At 64.0% G+C, this 19,553-nt stretch carries 16 protein-coding genes; 3 read left to right on the forward strand and 13 right to left on the reverse strand.

The genetic code is table 11. The features are described 5' to 3' along the window. Positions 1–12: 12 nt before the first annotated feature. Both FJ527_RS14285 and FJ527_RS14290 read right to left on the reverse strand, forming a co-directional pair. Positions 13–771 carry a triose-phosphate isomerase gene (locus tag FJ527_RS14285; protein ID WP_140823401.1) on the reverse strand — a complete coding sequence of 253 codons (759 nt, stop codon included), beginning with the start codon at positions 769–771 and terminating at the stop codon, positions 13–15. A 36-nt stretch (positions 772–807) separates the two neighbouring features. After that, on the reverse strand, positions 808–1,578 hold the full coding sequence (locus tag FJ527_RS14290; RefSeq protein WP_140823402.1) for a DeoR/GlpR family DNA-binding transcription regulator: 771 nt from the start codon (positions 1,576–1,578) through the stop codon (positions 808–810). Positions 1,579–1,848: 270 nt separating this feature from the next. Here FJ527_RS14290 and fba point away from each other — a divergent pair, with 270 nt between their 5' ends. Beyond that, positions 1,849–2,913 (forward strand): class II fructose-bisphosphate aldolase, encoded by a 1,065-nt coding sequence (gene fba / locus FJ527_RS14295; RefSeq protein ID WP_015318960.1) that lies wholly within the window; start codon positions 1,849–1,851, stop codon positions 2,911–2,913. Between the two features lie 54 nt (positions 2,914–2,967). On the opposite strand, the gene FJ527_RS14300 is transcribed toward fba, so the two are convergent. From FJ527_RS14300 to FJ527_RS14345, 10 genes are all read right to left on the reverse strand, one after another. Continuing rightward, on the reverse strand, positions 2,968–3,909 hold the full coding sequence (locus FJ527_RS14300) for a TIM barrel protein (protein WP_140823403.1): 942 nt from the start codon (positions 3,907–3,909) through the stop codon (positions 2,968–2,970). A gap of 48 nt (positions 3,910–3,957) precedes the next feature. Continuing rightward, a complete protein-coding gene (locus tag FJ527_RS14305; RefSeq protein ID WP_140823404.1) occupies positions 3,958–5,475 on the reverse strand; it encodes a glycerol-3-phosphate dehydrogenase in 1,518 nt (505 codons plus the stop codon). Between the two features lie 46 nt (positions 5,476–5,521). After that, positions 5,522–6,562 (reverse strand): 2-hydroxyacid dehydrogenase, encoded by a 1,041-nt coding sequence (locus FJ527_RS14310; RefSeq protein ID WP_181166358.1) that lies wholly within the window; start codon positions 6,560–6,562, stop codon positions 5,522–5,524. A gap of 10 nt (positions 6,563–6,572) precedes the next feature. Further along, entirely contained in the window at positions 6,573–8,126 is a 1,554-nt protein-coding gene (locus tag FJ527_RS14315; protein WP_140823405.1) for an FGGY-family carbohydrate kinase, read from the reverse strand. Beyond that, on the reverse strand, positions 8,126–9,250 hold the full coding sequence (locus FJ527_RS14320; protein ID WP_015318965.1) for an ABC transporter ATP-binding protein: 1,125 nt from the start codon (positions 9,248–9,250) through the stop codon (positions 8,126–8,128). The genes FJ527_RS14315 and FJ527_RS14320 overlap by 1 nt, the downstream gene beginning before the upstream one ends. Further along, positions 9,247–10,365 (reverse strand): ABC transporter ATP-binding protein, encoded by a 1,119-nt coding sequence (locus tag FJ527_RS14325; protein ID WP_140823406.1) that lies wholly within the window; start codon positions 10,363–10,365, stop codon positions 9,247–9,249. Before FJ527_RS14325 ends, FJ527_RS14320 begins: the two co-directional genes overlap by 4 nt. Before the next feature lie 2 nt (positions 10,366–10,367). Continuing rightward, positions 10,368–11,225: a carbohydrate ABC transporter permease gene (locus FJ527_RS14330; RefSeq protein ID WP_015318967.1), complete on the reverse strand. Its 858-nt coding sequence runs from the start codon at positions 11,223–11,225 to the stop codon at positions 10,368–10,370. Positions 11,226–11,234: 9 nt separating this feature from the next. Beyond that, entirely contained in the window at positions 11,235–12,158 is a 924-nt protein-coding gene (locus FJ527_RS14335; RefSeq protein ID WP_015318968.1) for a sugar ABC transporter permease, read from the reverse strand. A 158-nt stretch (positions 12,159–12,316) separates the two neighbouring features. Beyond that, complete coding sequence (locus FJ527_RS14340) at positions 12,317–13,762, reverse strand: extracellular solute-binding protein (protein ID WP_140715183.1); 1,446 nt, start codon at positions 13,760–13,762, stop codon at positions 12,317–12,319. A 45-nt stretch (positions 13,763–13,807) separates the two neighbouring features. Beyond that, a complete protein-coding gene (locus FJ527_RS14345; RefSeq protein ID WP_015318970.1) occupies positions 13,808–14,782 on the reverse strand; it encodes a sugar-binding transcriptional regulator in 975 nt (324 codons plus the stop codon). 264 nt (positions 14,783–15,046) lie between these two features. On the opposite strand from FJ527_RS14345, the gene FJ527_RS14350 reads away from it, so the two are divergent. Then, positions 15,047–15,772, forward strand: coding sequence for an MgtC/SapB family protein (locus FJ527_RS14350; protein ID WP_140715185.1), 726 nt, complete (start codon positions 15,047–15,049; stop codon positions 15,770–15,772). Positions 15,773–15,847: 75 nt separating this feature from the next. Here FJ527_RS14350 and ftsZ read toward each other — a convergent pair whose 3' ends face one another. Then, positions 15,848–16,885, reverse strand: a complete 1,038-nt coding sequence (gene ftsZ / locus FJ527_RS14355; protein WP_140715186.1) for a cell division protein FtsZ — start codon at positions 16,883–16,885, stop codon at positions 15,848–15,850. 454 nt (positions 16,886–17,339) lie between these two features. Between ftsZ and FJ527_RS14360 the strand changes: the two genes are divergently transcribed. Continuing rightward, entirely contained in the window at positions 17,340–19,400 is a 2,061-nt protein-coding gene (locus FJ527_RS14360) for a N,N-dimethylformamidase beta subunit family domain-containing protein (RefSeq protein ID WP_140823407.1), read from the forward strand. The last annotated feature ends 153 nt before the right edge of the window (positions 19,401–19,553 follow it).

Here is a 19,553-nt window from a genome sequence, read left to right on the forward strand (position 1 = left end):
CAGTTCGATGATTCAGATGGCGGCCGACGCGCGGCGCAGGATGTCGATGTAGCCTTCGGCCTGCCAGGCCGAGCGGCCGATGAACAAGCCGTCGATGTTGGGCTGGGCGATCAGTTCCGCGGCATTGCCGGGATTGACGCTGCCGCCATAGAGCACCGGCGGCACGGACGGCAGCAGGCCGCCGGCGACCGTCTTGATCAGCGCCTGCTGCCTGTCGGCATAGTCGGAACTGGCCGGAATGCCCTTGTCGCCGATCGCCCAGACCGGCTCGTAGGCGAACAGGATTTTTGCTCCCCTCGCCTCGCCCTCGAGGAATTGCAGTGCACCCTCGACCTGGCTGGTCAGCACCGCATCGGCCTTGCCGCCTTCGCGCTCGGCCAGCGTCTCGCCGACGCAGATCAGCGGTATCAGTGCGTGCTTGACCGCCGCCGCCGTCTTCAGCCCAACCGTGCGGTCGGTCTCGCCGAAGTGCTCGCGCCTTTCGCTGTGGCCGAGTTCGACCAGGTCTAGGCCACAATCGTTCAGCATCACCGGCGAGATCTCGCCGGTCCAGGCGCCGGCGTCGGCCCAATGCATGTTCTGCGCGCCGACCTTGACGCGCGTCGTCGACAGCGCCTGCCCGACCTCGCGCACCGCCGTGAAAGGCGGGACGACGAAAGGCTGGATGCGATCGTCGAAACCCGCCACGAAGCCGGCCAGTGCGCCTGCAAAATCAAGCGCCTCGGCGAGCGTCTTGTTCATCTTCCAGCTTGTACCGACCCAGTAAACCACGCGTACACTCCTTGATCCTCAATCCCCGTTTGATCATCAATCCTTGTCGGCAACCACCGTCAGCGAGACGCCGGCCGCATCCAGCGTGTCGCGCATTCCGGGCTCCGGCCCGCGCCCGGTGAAGACGGCGTCGAATGCTTTGAGATCGGTCAGGAAATGCAGCGCGCTGCGGCCAAACTTGCCGTGATCCACCAGCAGATATTTGCGTGTCGCCGCGGCCATCATCAGTCGCTTGGCCTGCACCACTTCCTGGTCCTGATGGAAGGCGGAGGCGCCATGGATGGCGGACGACGACAGGAAGGCGACGTCGGCACGCAGCGACCGCAGCGAAGCCTCGGCGAGCAGGCCGAAGAAGCCGTGGAATTTCTTCGAGTACTGGCCGCCGAGCGCGATCAGGTTGATGCCTGCGGCACCGGCCAGGTCCTGGATGACGGCGAGATTGTTGGTAATCACCGTCAGTGGCCTGAGATCGGCGAGATACCGCGCGATACCGCCCGCGGTCGAGCCGTCGTCGATGATGACCGTCTGGCCGGGTTCGATCATGGCCACGGCCGCCGCCGCAAGGCGCTGTTTTTCCCCAATCGCCTGCTTCTGCCGGTAGCGGAAATCGCTTTCAAAAAGGCTGCTCGGCTGGATCGAGGCGCCGCCGCGCACCTTGCGCAGCAAACCGCTCTCCTCGAGCTCGTCGAGGTCGCGATGCACGGTCATCCTGGAGACGCCAAAGCGGGAGGCAAGATCGTCGACGCTCGCCGCGCCGGCGTCCACCAGGAAGTCCATGATGCGTTGACGTCTGTTGTCGCTCTTCATTCCCGCCGACCCGCCAACGCAGAAGCCTGGCTCCTTATCGAGCGAAGATATAACAGATATGATCGCGTAAGTATCATGATTTTTGTGATAATGGGATATTTTTGTGGGATATTTCGCCGGCTTTTATCGCGCCGCTGTAACAAGAATTGCTGCCGGGACGGTCTGTCACGGTTGCGGTTGCGCGGGATTCCGGCCAGAAGCATCGGTGGGCTGAACGATGCGCGGGCGGCCCGCAACCACAGTTCGAAACCAGATACGGGAGACTAATCGTTGGCTCGCATCACACTGAGACAATTGCTCGATCACGCCGCCGAATACGGCTATGGCGTGCCGGCCTTCAACATGAACAACATGGAACAGGGCCTCGCCATCATGGAGGCTGCCGAGGAGACCAAGTCCCCGGTCATCCTGCAGGCGAGCCGCGGCGCGCGCGCCTATGCCAATGACGTGGTGCTGGCCAAGCTGATCGACGCGCTGGTCGAAATCCATCCCGACATCCCGGTCTGCATGCATCTCGACCATGGCAACAACGAAGCCACCTGCGTCACCGCGATCCAGCACGGCTTCACCTCGGTGATGATGGACGGCTCGCTCAAGGAAGACGGCAAGTCGCCGGCCGACTATGCCTATAATTCCGGTATCACCAAGCGCGTCGTCGACATGGCGCATTGGGGCGGCGTGTCGGTGGAAGGCGAGATCGGCGTTCTGGGCTCGCTCGAGAGCGGCGGCGGCGAGCAGGAAGACGGCCACGGCGTCGAAGGCGCGATCAGCCACGACCAGCTCCTGACCGATCCGGTGCAGGCCGAGCAGTTCGTGCGCGACACCCATGTCGATGCGCTGGCGGTGGCCATGGGCACCAGCCACGGCGCCTACAAATTCTCGCGCAAGCCCGACGGCGCGGTGCTGGCGATGAACGTAATCGAGGAGATCCATCGCCGCTTGCCGAACATGCATCTGGTCATGCACGGCTCGTCCTCGGTGCCGGAGGACTTGCAGGAGATCATCAACAAATATGGCGGCCAGATGAAGCCGACCTGGGGCGTCCCGGTGGAAGAGATCCAGCGCGGCATCAAGCATGGCGTGCGCAAGATCAACATCGACACCGACAACCGCATGGCGCTGACCGGCGCGATCCGCAAGGTGCTGACCGAAAATCCCAGCGAGTTCGATCCGCGCAAATATCTGACGCCGGCGATGGCGGCGATGAGGAAGCTCTGCAAGGAGCGCTTCGAGCAGTTCGGCACCGCCGGCAATGCGCCGAAGATCAAGCCGCTACCGGTTTCGGAAATGGCCAAGCGCTACAAGTCGGGCAGCCTCGATCCGAAATTCGCCTGAGTTCGATCCGGTTGCATTTCATGGACAGGAGCCGCATGGGCTCCTGTCCGATTTCTATCCGGCCTTCGGCGAAATCCCCGCCCTGCCGGCGTCGATGAACGGTGCCCAATAATCGACCGACTCGCGGATCATGGCGACCACCTGATGGTCGACCGGCTCGCGCTCGCGGAAGGATAGTTCGAGGCAGATTTCGTTGTCGGTGCCGCCGCCGCGCCGCACCGTCTCCAGCAGCTTCTCAGGCGTGATGCGGCCGTCCTTGTTGTGGGCCGCGGTGAATGGCCAATGGCCACCCTTGTTCATCGACGATTGCTTGATGTGGATGATCGGCGACTTCAGGGGAAAAGCTTCGGCCCAGGCATAGGGATCGATGTCGGCCGGATTGGAGGAAGTGACGTCGCCATGGTCGATGTCGACCATCATCTCCAGCGGAATGGCCATGCCGGCCGCGTCGATCGCGTCCTGCAGCATCCGGCAATTCTCGATCGTGTGACCGAATTCGCGACCGACCGACATCGGCTCCCAGAACAGATAGGTCAGGCCTGCCGCCCGGGCGTGCTCGGCGACCTCGCGCCAGCAGTCCATCGCGATGTCGAACAGCCTGGCGCGACGGGCGGGATCGTCATAGTCCCGATGCGTGAAGATGGCGAACTGCGTGCCCATGCCGCTGGCGCCAAGCTCGGCCGAGATGTCGGCAAAGGTCTTGAACCAGTCGACATAATAGCGGCGCACATCGGCATCCGGATGGCCGAAATGGTTCAGCCGGCCATAGGGGCCGGTCATGCCGGAGGTGACGCGCACGCCGGTGCGATCCAAGGCGTTGCGGAACAGGCGGACGAACTTGACGATCGTCGCCGCCGGCCAGCCTGGGTTGACGAATTCATGCGTGAGCTGAACGTCGCGAATGCCGATCTCATAGGCGACGGTATCGATCAGATCATCCGGCTCGGCGAAGCGGTTGACCAGCGGATTGGTGTTGAGGGAGAGCGTGAAAGCCAAGGTCGCGATCCCTTCAACGCCGGCGCAGAACAGGGGCGATGAGCGCCATCAGCCTGCCCTCGCCTGCCGGCTCGCGCACCAGTGCTCAAAGGCCGACTTCTCCTCGGCGGACAAATGCAGGCCATGCTTGGTGCGCCGTTCGAGAATGTCGGCCGCGTCTTCCGCCCATTCCTGTTCAAAGAGGTAGTTCGCCTCGCGCTCGAAGAAATCCTTGCCGAAGCACCGCCCCAGTGCGGCGAGCGATCGGGCGCCGCCGACCACGGACCGCGTCCTGGTGCCGTAGAGCCGGCCGTAATGCTTGAGCAGCGATGCCGGCATCCATGGATACTCGTTTGCGAGGTTGCCAAGAAACTGTTCGAAGTCGGCATTGGCGATGTCGCCGCCGGGCAGATGCGCCTTCGCGGTCCAGGCTTTGCCCATGCGGGGAAAGAACGGTGCGATCCTGTCCAGCGCATGCTCGGCCAGTTTGCGGAAGGTGGTGATCTTGCCGCCGAAGACGGAGAGCAGCGGCGCCTGCGCGTCCGGCGCGTCGAGTTCGAAAATATAGTCGCGCGTCACCGCGCTCGGATTGTCGGCGTTGTCGTCATAGAGCGGCCGGACACCGGAGAACGAATGGACCACGTCGCCCCGCGCAAGGCCGCGCTTGAAATAGCGGTTGACCACCTTGATGAGGTAATCGATCTCGCTCTCATCCGCCCTCACATCCTCGGGCCGGCCCTCGTAGGGGATGTCGGTGGTTCCGATCAAGGCTAGATCGTTCTGGTAGGGATTGATGAAGATGACGCGCTTGTCGTTGTTCTGGACGAGATAAGCCTGCCTTCCCTCCCAGAATTTGGGCACGACGATATGGCTGCCCTTGACGAGGCGGACATTGCGCCTGGAGTTCTGGCCGGCAACGCGGTTGACGATGTCGTTGACCCAAGGGCCGGCGGCATTGATCAGCGCGCGGGCCCGTACACTGGTCTTGATGCCGGTCCTGACGTCGCGCATCTCGACAACCCAGAGGCCGCCCTCGCGGCGGGCCGCGGTGCAGGCGGTGCGGGTGAGGACCTTCGCTCCCCGTTCGGCCGCGTCGAGCGCATTGATGACGACGAGGCGGGCATCGTCGACCCAGCAGTCGGAATATTCGAAGCCGCGCTTGAAACTGTCCTTGATCGGCGCGCCCTCGGGCGCGGTGCGCAGGTCGAGCGTCCGCGTGGCGGGCAGCCGCTTGCGGCCGCCGAGGTGGTCGTAGAGGAAGAGGCCGAGCCGCACCAGCCATGCCGGCCGGTCGTCCGGGCTGTGCGGCAGCACGAAGCGCATGGGCCAGATGATGTGCGGCGCCGATTCCAGCAGCACCTCGCGCTCGATCAGCGCCTCGCGCACGAGGCGGAACTCGTAGTATTCGAGGTAGCGCAGACCGCCATGGACGAGCTTGCCCGAGCGTGAGCTGGTGCCTTCGGCGAGATCGTCCTTTTCGCACAGGACGACGGAAAGCCCGCGGCCGGCGGCGTCGCGCGCGATGCCGGCGCCATTGATGCCGCCGCCAATGACGAAGAGGTCGACTATGTCAGGGCCGACGCTCATCTTGCCGTCGCCCCACTGCCTGATTTTCGCATCATGGCCATCGCTCTCAGCACGGATTGACCGGAGGCAGGCCGGCCAGGTAGCGGCGCACTTCCTCGGCGGCCTGCTCGGCGGCATAGGTCACGGTGCGCACCGAAGCGCCGGCGATATGCGGCGTCAGCGTCACGTTGGGCAGCTGCAGCAAGGGCCAGTCCGAGGGCACCGGTTCGACCGCGAAGGTTTCCAGCATGGCGCTGGCGATCTGCCCTGAAACCAGCGCCTCGTAGAGTGCGTCGTAGTCGACCAGCGGGCCACGCGCCGTATTGACGAAGATCACGCCCGGCTTCATCCGCGCGATGGTGTCCTTGCCGATCAGACCGCGTGTCTCCTGCGTCACCCGTGAATGCAGCGTGACCACATCGGAGCGCGACAGGAGGTCGTCGAGCGCAACCAGTTCGACGCCAGCGTTGCGATCCTCGGCGCTCAGTTGCACATAGGGATCGCTGACCAGGACGTGGCAGCCGAAGGCGCGCAGCAGGCGCACCACCTTCGTGCCGATATTGCCGTAGCCGACCACGCCGACGGTCATTTCGCCGAGCTCGCGGCCGGTGCGGTCGGCGCGGTAGAGATCGCCGCGCCATTCCCCCTTGCGCAAGGCCTCGTGGCCGACTCGGATCAGCCGCGTCTCGGCCAGGATGGCGCCGATGGTAAACTCAGCCACGGCGGTGGCGTTGCGGCCGGGCACATTGACCACGGTGATGCCATGCGCGCGGGCCGCTTCCATGTCGATGTTGATCGGGCCGCCGCGCGACACCGCGACCAGCTTGAGCCCTGGCAGGCGCCGCATCATGCCCTCCGACAGGGGCGCAAGCTGGGTGACGAGGATTTCGGCATCGTCGATGAAGTCGACGACCTCGTCGGGATGGCCGAAATATTCCTTGACCTTGTCGAGGCCCAGCGCGGCGTTGCCGAACTCCATCGGCTCGTCGGGCCAGGCCGTCCGCAATGTCCTGATATCGAGGTCGCCACTGGCCACCTTCTCGATTTTGACGCGAAACACCTCCGGCAGCATGAAGTTGTCGCCAATGATCGCTATTTTCCTCAGCATACTCGACTTCTCAATTTTCCTGTGATGTCGCCATGGCACGCCAGACCGGCCGCAGGGCCTGGTGCGCCAGCATGTAGGACGGGGTCATCCTGTCGTAGATCGCGGCGAGATCCGGGTCGCTCGGCTCGGCCTCGCCGAGCAGCGGCGTCACCCATTCGCCGACGCATTCGTCCATGGAGGCGTATTGACCGATGCAGACCGCGGCGATCATTGCGGCACCGGCCGCGCCGGCCTCCTCGCGCGCGCTGGTGCGCGTGTCGGCACCGATGGCCGCACCCAGGATCTTGCGCAGCGCCGGGCTTCTGGCGGCGCCGCCGGTCAGGCGAATTTCGCGCGGCAACGGGCCCATGGCGGCGTAGCAATCGCGCGCCGCGAAGGCCAAGCCTTCGAAGACGGCGCGCACCAGATCGGCGTAGCCGTGACGCGACGAAATGCCGACGAAGCCTGCCCTGGCATTGGCATCGACGAACGGTCCGCGCTCGCCGGCTTCCGACACGTAGGGCTGGTAGAGCAGCGAAGCCGGCTGCGAGGCCGCGATCCAGGCATCGACCAGCGCGATCATCTCGCCATTGCTGCGGGTTATGCCTTGCGAGGCGAGGATGCCCGAAGCGAGGCCAAGCACCCAGTCGATGTTGAGCGTCGCCGCCATGTTGGACTGCATCTGCGCGAAGACGCCCGGCGCCGGCATCGCCATCGTATAACCGGTCGCCGCTTCGTTGAGCTGCACATCATCAGGGGTCTCGGCCAGCCGCATGTGCATGCCGGTGGAACCGATGATCGAGCAGCCGGGCTTGCGCTCGCGGTCGAGAAGGCCGGCGCCGAGCGCGGTGCAGACGACGTCGACATAACCGAGCACGACGGGTGTGCCGGCAAGCATTCCGGTGACTTCGGCGGCGGCCGGCGACAGTCCGGCGCTGTGGCTCGTGCCGTCGACGATCGGCGGCAGCAGGTGCCTGAGATCGGCGACGCCGAGGACGTCGAGCACGTCCCCACTGTAGTCACGGGTGCGGAAGTTGCCGAAAGTGAAGGTCCCTTCGGACGGATCGGTGGCGCGTTCGCCGGTCAGCTTGAAATAGAGCCAATCCTTGCAGTGGAACGCGGTCGCGGCCTTGCCGAGCATTTCGGGCATGGTGCGCTTCATGAAGGCGAACTGCGAGCCTTGCTGGCAGGCGGCGAGACCGCTGCCGGTCTTCTCGAAGCGCAGCCGGTCATCGGGCCGCGCACGGATTTCCTCGACGACGCCGGCGGCGCGCGCGTCGAGCCAGAGCCAACCCTTGGCCACCGGCTCGCCCCCGCCGTCGATCAGCCAGGTGCCGTCGCCCTGCCCGGTCACCGCGATGGCGACGGTCCGGCTGGCGAGATCGGGCACCTTGTCGGCAAGCTGGCGCAGGGTCGTGGCGGCATCGGCCCATGTGCGGGCCAGATCCTGTTCGGCGCCGCCGCCCGGCAGCGTCTCATAATGGTTCGGCGTTGCCGCGGCCGCGATCTGGCGGCCCTTCGTGTCGAAAGCGATGGACTTGATGACGGAAGTGCCGGCATCGATGCCGATCAGTACGTCGCGCATTACGCGAGCTCCATGCCGTGCGAGATCGCCTTGCCGCTCGCCTGGTCGAAGACGTGCAGGTTTTTGGGATCGATGCTGACATTGATGGGCGCGCCGAGGTCGAGCCGGGTGCGGTCATGCTCCACCAGGACCAGCGAGCCGCCGGCGAAGTCGGCGGCGATGTGGGTCTGGTCGCCGAGCCATTGGTTGGCCGAGACCCTGGCCGGAACCCCCTCCTTCGAACGCCGGACCGCATAGGGCCTGATGCCGATGACCACCCGCTCGCGGCTGAGCAGCTGGTCGCGAACCGGAGTGCTGAAGGCGTCCTTGTCATAGTCGAGCGACAGCCCGTCGGGCAGCTTGAGACTGATGCGGCCGGCGGTCGTGCCGACAAAGGCCTCGAAGACGTTCATCGGCGGCTCGCCGACGAAGGTGCCGGTGAACAGGTTCGCCGGGCGCTCCTTGATCCGGTCCGGCGTATCGAACTGCTGCAGCACGCCGCCCTCCATCACCGCGATGCGGTCGGCCAGCGCATTCGCCTCGGTCTGGTCGTGGGTGACCAGGATCGCGGTCAGGCCGCGTTCCTTGATGAAGTGCTTGATGCGGCCGCGCAGCACGGCGCGAAGCTGCGGCTCGAGCTGGCCCATCGGCTCGTCCAGCAGATGCAGGTCGGCCTCGCGGATCAGCGCCCGGCCGAGGCTGGCGCGCTGCTGCTGGCCACCCGAAATGGAGCTGGGATAGCGCTCCAATATGTCCTCGATCTCCAGCAGCTTTGCGATGCTGGCGACCTTGGCGTCGACCTCGCTCCTGGGCAGCCTTGCGGCCTTGAGGGCAAAGGCCATGTTCTCGCGCACGGTGAGCGGCGGATAGAGCGAATAGCCCTCGAAGGCCATCGCCACATTGCGTTTGACCGGCGGCAAGGTGTGTACCGTGCGGCCGGCGACCGCGATCGCGCCACGCGACACCTCCTCGAAGCCAGCGATCATTCGCAAGGTCGAGGTCTTGCCGCAGCCCGACGACCCGAGCAGCGCCACGATCTCGCCCTCGCCGATCTCCATCGTCAGGTTCTTGACGGCGTGAACGCCCCTGTCGATCGGGCCATAGAACTTGTCGACGCCTGATATGGTGAGCGCGCTCGGGCTCATGCCGCTTCTCCGTTGCGCAGTTTGACGACATTCCTGGCGCCGATGCGCTCGCCGCTCGCCCGATCGAACAGCAGGGCGCTCTCGCCGTCGACGGCGATATGCGCCTTGCCTTCGCTGCGCCCCGGGGTTCCGGCCGGGCGCGAGACCAGGATTTCACGGCCGCGCACGGTGCGCACCAGGGTAACGATCTTTTCGTTGAGCGGCGTCTCCGCCTCGACGGTCACCGGAACGGCGCCGGGTTCGTTTTCGCCGACGAAATGCAGGGCCTCGGGTCTCAGCCCGATGATGCAGTCGCGGCCGATGGCGGCCTCGGGAGCATCGGCGAGATGGACCTGCACATTGGACAGGCCGACATAGCCCCCCCGGGCATCGCGCGCGGGCTTGACGTCGAGCAGGTTGATGGTCGGATCGCCGAACAGCCGCGCGATCTCGATGTTGGCCGGCTCACGATAGATCTGCTCGGGCGTACCAAGCTGCCTGATGACGCCTTGCGACATCACCGCGATGCGGTCGCCGAGCGCCATGGCTTCCTTGTAGTCCTGGGTAACGTAAACGACGGTGGCGCCGCGATCGGCGAGCAGCCGCGGCAGTTCGAGCCGCATCTCGAAACGCAGCTTGGCGTCGACATTGCGCAAGGGATCGTCGAGCAGAAGCAGCGGCGGCGAACCGACCAAAGCGCGGGCAAGGGCCGTGCGCTGCTTCTGGCCGTTGGAGAGCGCGCGCGGCTTGTGGGAAAGCACATGGCCGATCTTCAACAATTTGGCGACGCTCTCGACACCGGCCTTGATCGCGCTCTGCGACGAGCGCTTGGCCGCCAGCGGCGTCGCGATATTGTCGAAAGCGCTCATATGCGGAAACAGCGCGAAATTCTGGAACGCCATGCCGACGCCGCGGAATTCCGCGTCGACATCGGTCATGTCCTCGCCGCCGATCAGGATCTTGCCTTCGTCCGGATCGATGACGCCGGCGACCAGCCGCAACAGCACCGTCTTGCCGGCGCCCGAGGGACCAAACAGCACCAGCGTTTCGCCATCGGCGACGGTCAGCGACAGATTGTCGAGGACGGTCTGGCTCTTGTAGCGCTTGACGACGTTTCTGAGTTCGAGGCTGGCCATTTCTATCCTTTCACCGCGCCGAGCGACAGGCCCTCGACCAGATAGCGCTGTGCATAAAGGGCGAGCGCCAGCGTCGGCGTGATCGACAAGACTATGGCCGCCGAAATCTGGCCGTACTGGATGCCCGATGAAGTGATGAAGGCCAACGCGCCGACCGTCACCGGCTGCTTGTCGGCCGAAGCCAACACCAGCGCGAAAACGAAATTGTTCCAGGCGAAGATGAAGGCAAGCAGGCCGGCCGCCGCGATGCCAGGGCCGGCGAGCGGCAGCGCGATCTTGCGAAAGGTGGCGAACCAGGAATGGCCGCCGATGCGGTAGGCATATTCGATGTCGGCCGGAATATCCTCGAAATAGCCGCGCACGATCCACAGGATCAGCGGCAGGCAGATCAGCTGGTAGACCCAGATCAGCCCGATATAGGTGTTGGCCAGGCCGAGCTTCTGGAAATAGAGGGTCAGCGGCAGCAGCACCAGAAGTGCCGGCGCGAACTTGAACGACAGCAGCGTGAAGGCGATGTCTTCCGAACCGCGGAATTTGTGGCGCGCGAAGGCGTAGGCCGCCGGCACGCCGAGCAGCAGTGAAACCGCCACCGAGGTCACCGACAGGAATACCGAGTTCCAGAGGTTGCGCATGAAGGCGATGTCGAGCGTGCCGGCGGCCGTCATCAGCTTGCCGGTGATCAACGCCGTGTAGTTGGCGAGCGTCGGTTCGAAGATGAGCTGCGGCGGGATGCGCAGAATGGTCTCGTTGGTCTGGAACGACATCATGAAGATCCACAGGATCGGGAACATGAAGAAGATCACGACCAGCGTCAGTGCCGCGCCGCGCAGGATGCGTTCGAGAAGCGAGGTATGTTCCATCGCCGCCTCCTATGCCTGGCCGCGGGCGCGTTCGCGCAGCCTGAGCCAGTTCTTGATGAAGATGTTTGAGAGGAAATAGGTGATCGCCCACAGGATGATCATCAGCGCCGCCGAGCGACCGACATTGGTCGACTGGAAGAAGTTGAGATAGGCCTCGACCTGGAACACGGTCAGCGTGTCGCCCGGCCCGCCCTGTGTCATGGCGTAGATGATGTCGAACTGCTGGATGGAATCGAGCAGGCGAAACAAGGTCGCCGTCAGGATGTAGGGCGTCAGCATCGGCAGCGTGATGCGGAAAAAGACGAAGCTCCTCGGCACGCCGTCGAGCGCGGCGGCCTCGAAGGGCTGCGTCGGCAGGCTGCGCAGGCCGGCAAGCAGCAGGATCATGATGAAGGGCGTGTAGACCCAGATGTCGACCAGCACGACGGTGAACAGCGCCGTCGACGGTGACGACGCCCAGCGAAAATCCTGCAGCCCGATGAGGCTGGCGAGATAGCTCAGCACGCCGAAGCCCGGATTGGTCATCAGCTTCCACATCAGTGCTGCCAGCGCGGGCGCCGTCATCAGCGGCATCAACAGCATGATCGAGATGAAGTTGTTGAGCGTCGAGCGCTTCTGCAGCAGCAGCGCGATGGCGAGACCGAGAAGCAGTTCCAGCACGACCGTGGTGCCGGCATAGAGCAGCGACACTTTCAACGTATTCCAGAATTTCGGGTCGGTGAAGAAGGAGATGTAGTTGTCGCCCCAGTTGAACTGGCGCGCCCAAGGCTGGCTCAGACGATAGCGTTGGAACGAGTAAACGACCGACGTCAGGAACGGGATCAGGATGCCTATGCAGACCAGCAAGGCCGGCAGGCTGAGCACATAGGGCAGCACCCGCTTGCTGATCCTGAAGCCGGATGGCTTGAGCCTTTGCGATACCACCGCAGTCATCGAGCTGCTCCGTTGTTGCTGTCGCTTCGCCCTGCCGGCCGCCCAAGGGAGCAAGGCGGCCGGTGGGGCGAAATGGCGGTCACCTTTCGGCACCGCATCGCAAACATGAAAGATGTGGCGAGGGCCGAACCGCCAAGCAGGCCGGCCCTCGTTGCGACTTAACCGAGGCCGGCTTCCTTGAGCTGGCCGTTGATGCTCTCGGCGAGCTTGTCGAGGCCCTCGTCGATCGGCACTTCCTTGGACACCATCTTCTGCAGCGTCGCCGCCCATTCGGTGGTGAGATCGAAGAACAACGGCTGCGCCGTGAACTTGATCGAGGCGCCGGGTGCCGAGGCGTCGAACATCTCGACATAGCCCGGATAGCTCTTGTTCAGCTTCTCGCGGAAGACCTCATCTTTCCAGACCGACTGGCGGACTGGGTTGACAAAATCCATCTTGGTGGCGCCGAACAGCGCATGCTCAGGTCCGGAGGCCCATTGCATGAAGTACCATGTGGCGTCCTTGTCCTTGGAGAAGTTGGACATCGACAGCGACCAGATCCAGATGTTCGGCGTTGGTGCCTTGGCCTCCGGATTCGCCTTGAAGGCGGCGAAGGCAAGCTTGCCGGCCATCTTGTTGTCGCCACCATTCATGAAGTAGCCAAGGATATCGGCGTCGAAGATCATCGCCGAGGCGCCGGCGCCCAGATCGGTGCCGACCTGGTACCAGGTGTAGGTCGACCAGTCCTTCGGGCCGCTCTCCTGGATCATCTGCACCCACTGCTTGTGGAAAGCCTTGGACTGGGCGGTGTTCATGGCGGCCGACAATTTACCGTCGGCCGACACGTTCAGGTCCTTCTGATCGAAATTGGCGTAGGCCGACAGGAACCCCGGGTGTATGGTCGCCCAGGAGCGCGAGCCGCGCACACCAATGCCGTAGACGCCGCCGCCGACATCCTTGGTGAGCTTGGCGGCAGCGGCCACCATCTCGTCCATATTGCCGGGAACCTTGACGCCCGCCTTGTCGAACATCGCCTTGTTGTAGGTGATGTTGTTCTGCTCGAACCCCCACGGAATGCACCACTGCTTGGCGTCTTCCGATCCCAAAGCTCCGCCCGGCTTGCCGTTCCAGGCGCAGGAATTCTTGACGCCTGGCAGGAAGTCGTCCCAAGCATAGTTCGGGTTGGTCTTGGCCGGATCCTTGATCCATTCGTTGAGGTCGGTGATCCAGCCGGCTGGGCCATAGGTCCAGGTCATGTACGCGCCGGTCATGAAGGCATCATATTCGGGCGAGCTCGCCGACAATGCGGCCGTCACCTTGTCGAAATAGACGTCTTCGGGGAATACGTCGTAGACGACGTTCATGCCGGTCAGCTTCTTGAAGTTCTCAAGATTGGCGATCATGGCGTCGGCATAGGGATGCTTGTTGAGCAAGAGCTTGATGGTCTTGCCCTTATGCGCCTGCCAGTCGAAGTCCGCGGCAAGCGCGCGGGTCTGGCCGAGGTTGAGCAGCGTGCCGGCGGTGCCGGCGGCGAGACCCATGGCACCCAGGCCCTTGATCAGTCCACGACGGTCGACTTGTCCGCGCAGGAAGGCATCTATCAGGTCTTTCTCTTTCTCATGCATTTCGTCTTCTCCTCCACAGGGTAGTTTCAACTGGACTGTTGCCGGCTACCCGACCGGCGTCTCTTCCACGAGCGATCGCGCCGTGCGCTCGTCCGTTATCAGGCCCTTGAGATAGCGCCCCTCCAGCACCGACTTGATTGCGCGAACCTTAATCCTGCCGCCGGCGACGGCGACAATCCGGCGGCTGGCGATATCCTCGCGCGCCAGTGCCAGCGCCCGGTTGGAAACGGTCGTCGCCACTGCCTTGCCGGCCTCGTCAAAGAAATGGCCGAGCAATTCGCCGACACCGCCATTGCGACGGATCTCCTCCATCTCGCCCTTCTCGATCATGCCGGTGGCGACAAGCGAAGCCTCGCGTTCGGCGGTGCCGATGCCCGCAAACAACAGGTCGGCGGATCTGGCGAGATCGAAGACCTCACTAATGCCCTTCTGGCCCAGCAGCACGATGCGGTCCTCCGCCGTGTTGGCGAACATCGGCACCGGCATCACATAGGCCTCGGCACCGGTGCGTTCGGCGAGACGGTGGATGACATCATGCGGGTTGGCCGAGAATTTCCGCGTCAGGCCACCAAGCAGCGAGACGAAACGGATGCGGTCGGTGGTGGTCCGCGGCAGATATTCCACGCAGGCCGCGAGCGTGCGGCCATGGCCGACGCCGATCAGCGCCTGCTCGCCGCGCTCGATCTCGCGCTTGAGGAACTGCGCGCCGGCGATGCCGAGCGCCTTGAGCGGCAGATCCTCGGAATCGAAATCCGGAACCACCTCGCAATAGTCGAGGCCGTAGCGGCGGGACAATTCGTCCTCGAGCTCGACGCATTCCGACACTTCGCCGTCGATATAGACCTTCACCAGGCCTTCCTGGTTGGCCTTGGTGATGAGGCGGTGCGCCTTGAGGCTGGTCAGCCCCAGCCGCTTGGCGACCTCGGACTGGGTCAGGCCGCCGGCGTAATGAAGCCACGCGGCCCGCGCCGCCATGCTGGCATCATCGTCCCGCAAAAGGCCGTTTCCAAAACCAACCACGTTTCCATCCCGGTGATATTTTTATCAGTTGCTGCAAAATTTTTCACACGGATCGGACGAAGTCAAGCGCCACCTTCAAATTGCATGGCGTTTGGTCGGCTGCCGCGCGACGGTTCGCCGGGAACCTCACGAAGGCAAAAAGGTTCTTACATCGACAGCCCGAGGTCGCGACGTACCGGCCAGCCGCAAGCAACGTCGTCAGCGAGGGCGCCGAAATCCTGAGAAAAATGGAGGGCGGAGCACCAGCGCCGCCCTGACAGGGCGATGTTCGAGCCGCTTTGCTGCGATATGCCACTTCATCCGACATGGCCCGATCTTGTCGCCCGGTTGCTGCTTGCGCTGCTGGCTGGTTTCTTCATCGGCCTGAACAGGGAAGCGCGCGGCCACACCGCCGGGCTTCGCACGACCATCCTGGTCGCCCTGGCAGCCGCTGTGGCCATGATCCAGGCCAACATACTGCTTGATACCACGGGTAAGGGAATGGACTTCTTCGCCAGCATGGACGTGCTGCGTCTGCCGCTTGGCGTGCTGACCGGCGTCGGCTTCATCGGCGGCGGCGCCATCCTTCGGCGCGGCGATCTCGTGACTGGGATCACCACCGCGGCCACCATGTGGATCATGACGATGATCGGACTTGCCGTTGGCGGCGGCCAGTTTGGTCTTGCGGCAATTGCAACCGTGCTGACGCTACTGACACTTCAGGTGTTGAAATGGGTCGACCTCAAGTTGCCGCGCGACCACCATGCGATCCTGTCGGTTTCCTGGGCAAACGGATTCCCACCTGACCTTCCGGAGATGGTGCGGCCGCTCGGCTACGGCGCGCGCCTTGCCAAGATCGAGCATGATCCCAGCCGCGACCGCTTCGTGTACTCGTTCAATCTCGAATGGAGACAGTCCGACGCCGCCGAACCCTCGACGGAAATCCTGGCGCTGGTCGCGCGCGAATGCGAGATCGAGCGATTCGAGCTCATCGGCGAGAAGGCGTCCTGAAGAGCAATTTTTCCGCCCCGGGGACGCGGCAGATACCGCGGGTCGCCTGCCCGGGAGGTCAATCGAAGAGAAAGGTTACTGCAGGGTCCGTGCGGCGGACGGCACGGAATGGCCATGTGCCATGCCGGCATCGGCATCACCCTCGCCGAGCGAACGATCGAGGCCCGTCGCCACCACCGAGACCCTGAAGCGGCCTTCCATGCTCTTGTCGAAGATGGCGCCGACGATGATATCGGCGTCCTCATAGACCTCTTCACGGATGCGCGTGGCCGCCTCGTCGACCTCGAACAGGGTCATGTCCCGGCCGCCCGAAATCGACACCAGCACGCCCTTGGCGCCCTTCATCGACATTTCGTCAAGCAGCGGATTGGCGATCGCGGCTTCCGCCGCCTTCATCGCCCGGCCTTCGCCCGAAGCCTCGCCGGTTCCCATCATGGCGCGGCCCATGCCGCGCATCACCGATTTGACGTCGGCGAAGTCGAGATTGATCAGGCCTTCCTTGACGATGAGGTCGGTAATGCAGCTGACGCCTGAATAAAGCACCCTGTCGGCGATGACGAAGGCATCGGCAAAAGTGGTCTTGGCATCGGCAATCCGGAACAGGTTCTGGTTGGGGATCACGATCACGGTGTCGGCGGCCTCGCGCAGCCGCTCGATGCCCTCTTCGGCCATCTGCATGCGGCGCCTGCCCTCGAAGGTGAACGGCTTGGTGACGACGCCGACCGTCAGGATGCCGGCCTTGCGCGCCGCCTGGGCGATGATCGGGGCCGCACCGGTTCCGGTGCCGCCGCCCATGCCGGCAGTGACGAAACACATGTGGGTGCCGGCCAAATGATCCATGATCTCGTCCAGCGATTCTTCGGCCGCGGCACGGCCGATCTCGGGCAACGAGCCGGCGCCAAGGCCTTCCGTGACGTGCGCGCCAAGCTGGATCAGCCGCGTCGCCTTCGACATAGTCAGCGCCTGGGCATCGGTGTTGGCGGCAATGAACTCGGTTCCCTGAAGCTGTTCCACGATCATGTTGTTGATCGCGTTGCCGCCGCCGCCGCCGACGCCGATCACGGTGATCTTGGGTCTCATCTCGGAGATTTCCGGCTTCTTGAACTCGGCCATGCCTGCTTCTCCTTCGCCAATTGCGTGCGCTTCACGACCCACAAGCAGACTGCCTGCAAGACATTGCAATCGAGCGGCATGACGCGAATCAGTCCGTTCGGATGGGTACCCCAAAAAGCCAGAGAGCGGCCGGACGTGCAAGTGCGTGAAGGTCAAGTTTTGTGATGAAGAGGCCGACCTACGAGAACGACTGTCCGGTTTCGGACGATCGCGATAATGTCGTCGTGGATCAGGCACCAAGCGGATGCCTGCGATGGATGCCTAGAACTCGCATTTGCCGATGGCCATCGATGGCTGAGCGAGATTTTCTACGAACTTCGTCGGCAAGCAAGGCCGAGGGGATATATGCCCTCCAGACCCAAAGGTATGAAAGAATGTCCAGCTTGCCATCGATGAGGGTGCGACAGCCGGGGAGAGTGCGACAGCCGGGATCGCGACGCGGATTTTTGCGGCGATGAAACGCCCCGTCGACCACGGCGCCATGGCCGTCTCAGGCTATACCGTTCCCTGGCATACAGCGGCAGGAACACCAGTCGCCCTCCATGTCTCGTCGTCGCGGCCGGTACGCGACGTGCACGTCGTGCGGCTCGACACGCAAGCGGCCGAGCCGATGGGCTGGCGCGTCGAGCCGACGGGAAATGCCGTGTCCCGTCGCGATTTCGATCACGGATCCTTCCTCAGGGTCGCGGCGGCGGAACTTGCCAAGGCCACCGAGATCGAAGGCGTCGCCTTCGAAGTATACTTGACCCGCAACGATGGCGCCCGCGTGCTGTTCGAAAGCGGAAACCTGCGCCTCGGCTTGCAGGACGGGCGGCTGATATCAGGCGACGACGGCAACTCGCCCGATAGCGACGTGGTCTTGCCGGCAAACACCTGGCTCAAGGTCGAGATTTCGTCGAACGACGGCGCGACCGTGCTGCGGATCGATTCGGACGATCTCCTGTCGCCGTTTCGCCTGGATCGTCGATTCGACCTGCCGTGGCGGCTCCTGACCGGCGACATGGTCTTCGGCACCAGCACGGCAAACGATGTCAGGTCGCTCAACGCGAAATTCTCGACGATCTCGCTGCAAACCGCGGCTGGCCGTATCGCCTGGACGTTTCCGACCCTGCTGCCGAGAGGCCCGCTCGCCTCGACAGGCACCGATCGCGTCCTCTTCCTGGAAACGGTCAACCAGCCCGCCTTCTGCATGACCTCGCGCCGCTGGGACGGGTCGAGTTTCGACCCCCGGCTGGTGCCGTCGCATTACGACGCCGTGCATTGCCACGACGACGACATGGGGGCGTTGCGGTGGCCGGCCTCATACCAATTGCAGGTTCCCGCCGAGGCGCCCGCCGGGGTCTATGCCTTCGAGGTCGGTCACGATGAAGGATCGGAGCGTATCGTCTTCTTCATCACTTCGTCGGAGCGCCGGGCGCCGTTGTTGTTCCTGGTGCCGACGGCCACCTATCTCGCTTACGCGGACGAATTCCTGCCGGCGCATCTCTACGAATGGATGTGCGAAGATCGCGGCCATCGCTTCGCGATCGATAACAATCTGAAGTCGCTCTACGACTATCACAGCGACCTCAGCGGCGTGTCGATCTGTTCCACCAGGAAGCCCAAGGCGACGCTGCGTGACGACTACAATTATCCGCTCTGCGGCTGCCCGCACAATCTGCCGGTCGACCTGCATTTTCTACGCTTCTGCCACAACAATGATATCGCCTTCGATCTCATCACCGACCGCGACCTGCACGAACTGGGTCTTGGCGGCCTGCAGGGCTATCAGGCGGTCATCACCGGCAGCCATCCCGAATACATGTCGGTCGAGATGGAGCATGCGCTGCGGCAGTTCGCGGCGGCGGGCGGCAGCATCGCCTATCTCGGCGGCAATGGCTTTGCCGGCAAGGTGGCGTTCCAGGACGATCTGATGGAATTGCGCCGCTCGCCGCTCGAGGCGGGCCGGACCTGGGACGGCCCCATCGCCGAACAGTCACTGTCGATTACCAACCAGCCGGGAGGCTACCTGCGCGCCAGCGGGCGCGGCGAGTTCTCGCTGACCGGCGTCGCCATCTCGCTGATGGGTTTCGATGGCGCGCGGCCTTTCACGCGTACGCCGGAAAGCCGTCAGCCCTCGGCCGCGTGGTTGTTCGACGGCGTCACCAGCGAGACCTTCGGCGACGAGGGCATCGTGCTTGGAGGCGCCGCCGGCTACGAGGTCGATGCCACCGACCCGCATCTGGGCACATCCCCCGACACCATGGTCATTGCCCGCGCGACCGGATTCCCGGACAGCTTCGTCCATGACGCGACGCGCTGGTACGAAGGAGGTGACAGAGAGCGCGACGAGCGCCGCTGCGCGGAGATGACGCTGCGCCATCTGCCCTCGGGCGGTCTGATCTTCTGCGCGAGTTCGGTCGCCTGGTGCGGCGCCTTGCCCGCGGGCGATGCCATGAACGACGTCGGCCGGATCACCAGGAATTTGCTGACGCATCTGGCGCAGGAAAAGAGCGGGCCGGCTCCGGATCGATAGCCGGAAAGGAAGGCAGCCCGCCGCACCGCGCCGGCTCCGGCGGTTGGCTTGCCGCGCAACGATCGAAGCGTCTATCATGCCTGATCAATCGGCGGCTTGGGTGTTCCCGCCGTGCCGGGCCTAAGCTTTGTCCGCGGCGCGTGTCGTCAGGTC

Source organism: Mesorhizobium sp. B2-4-18 (assembly GCF_006441385.1).
GTDB classification, from domain to species: domain Bacteria; phylum Pseudomonadota; class Alphaproteobacteria; order Rhizobiales; family Rhizobiaceae; genus Mesorhizobium; species Mesorhizobium australicum.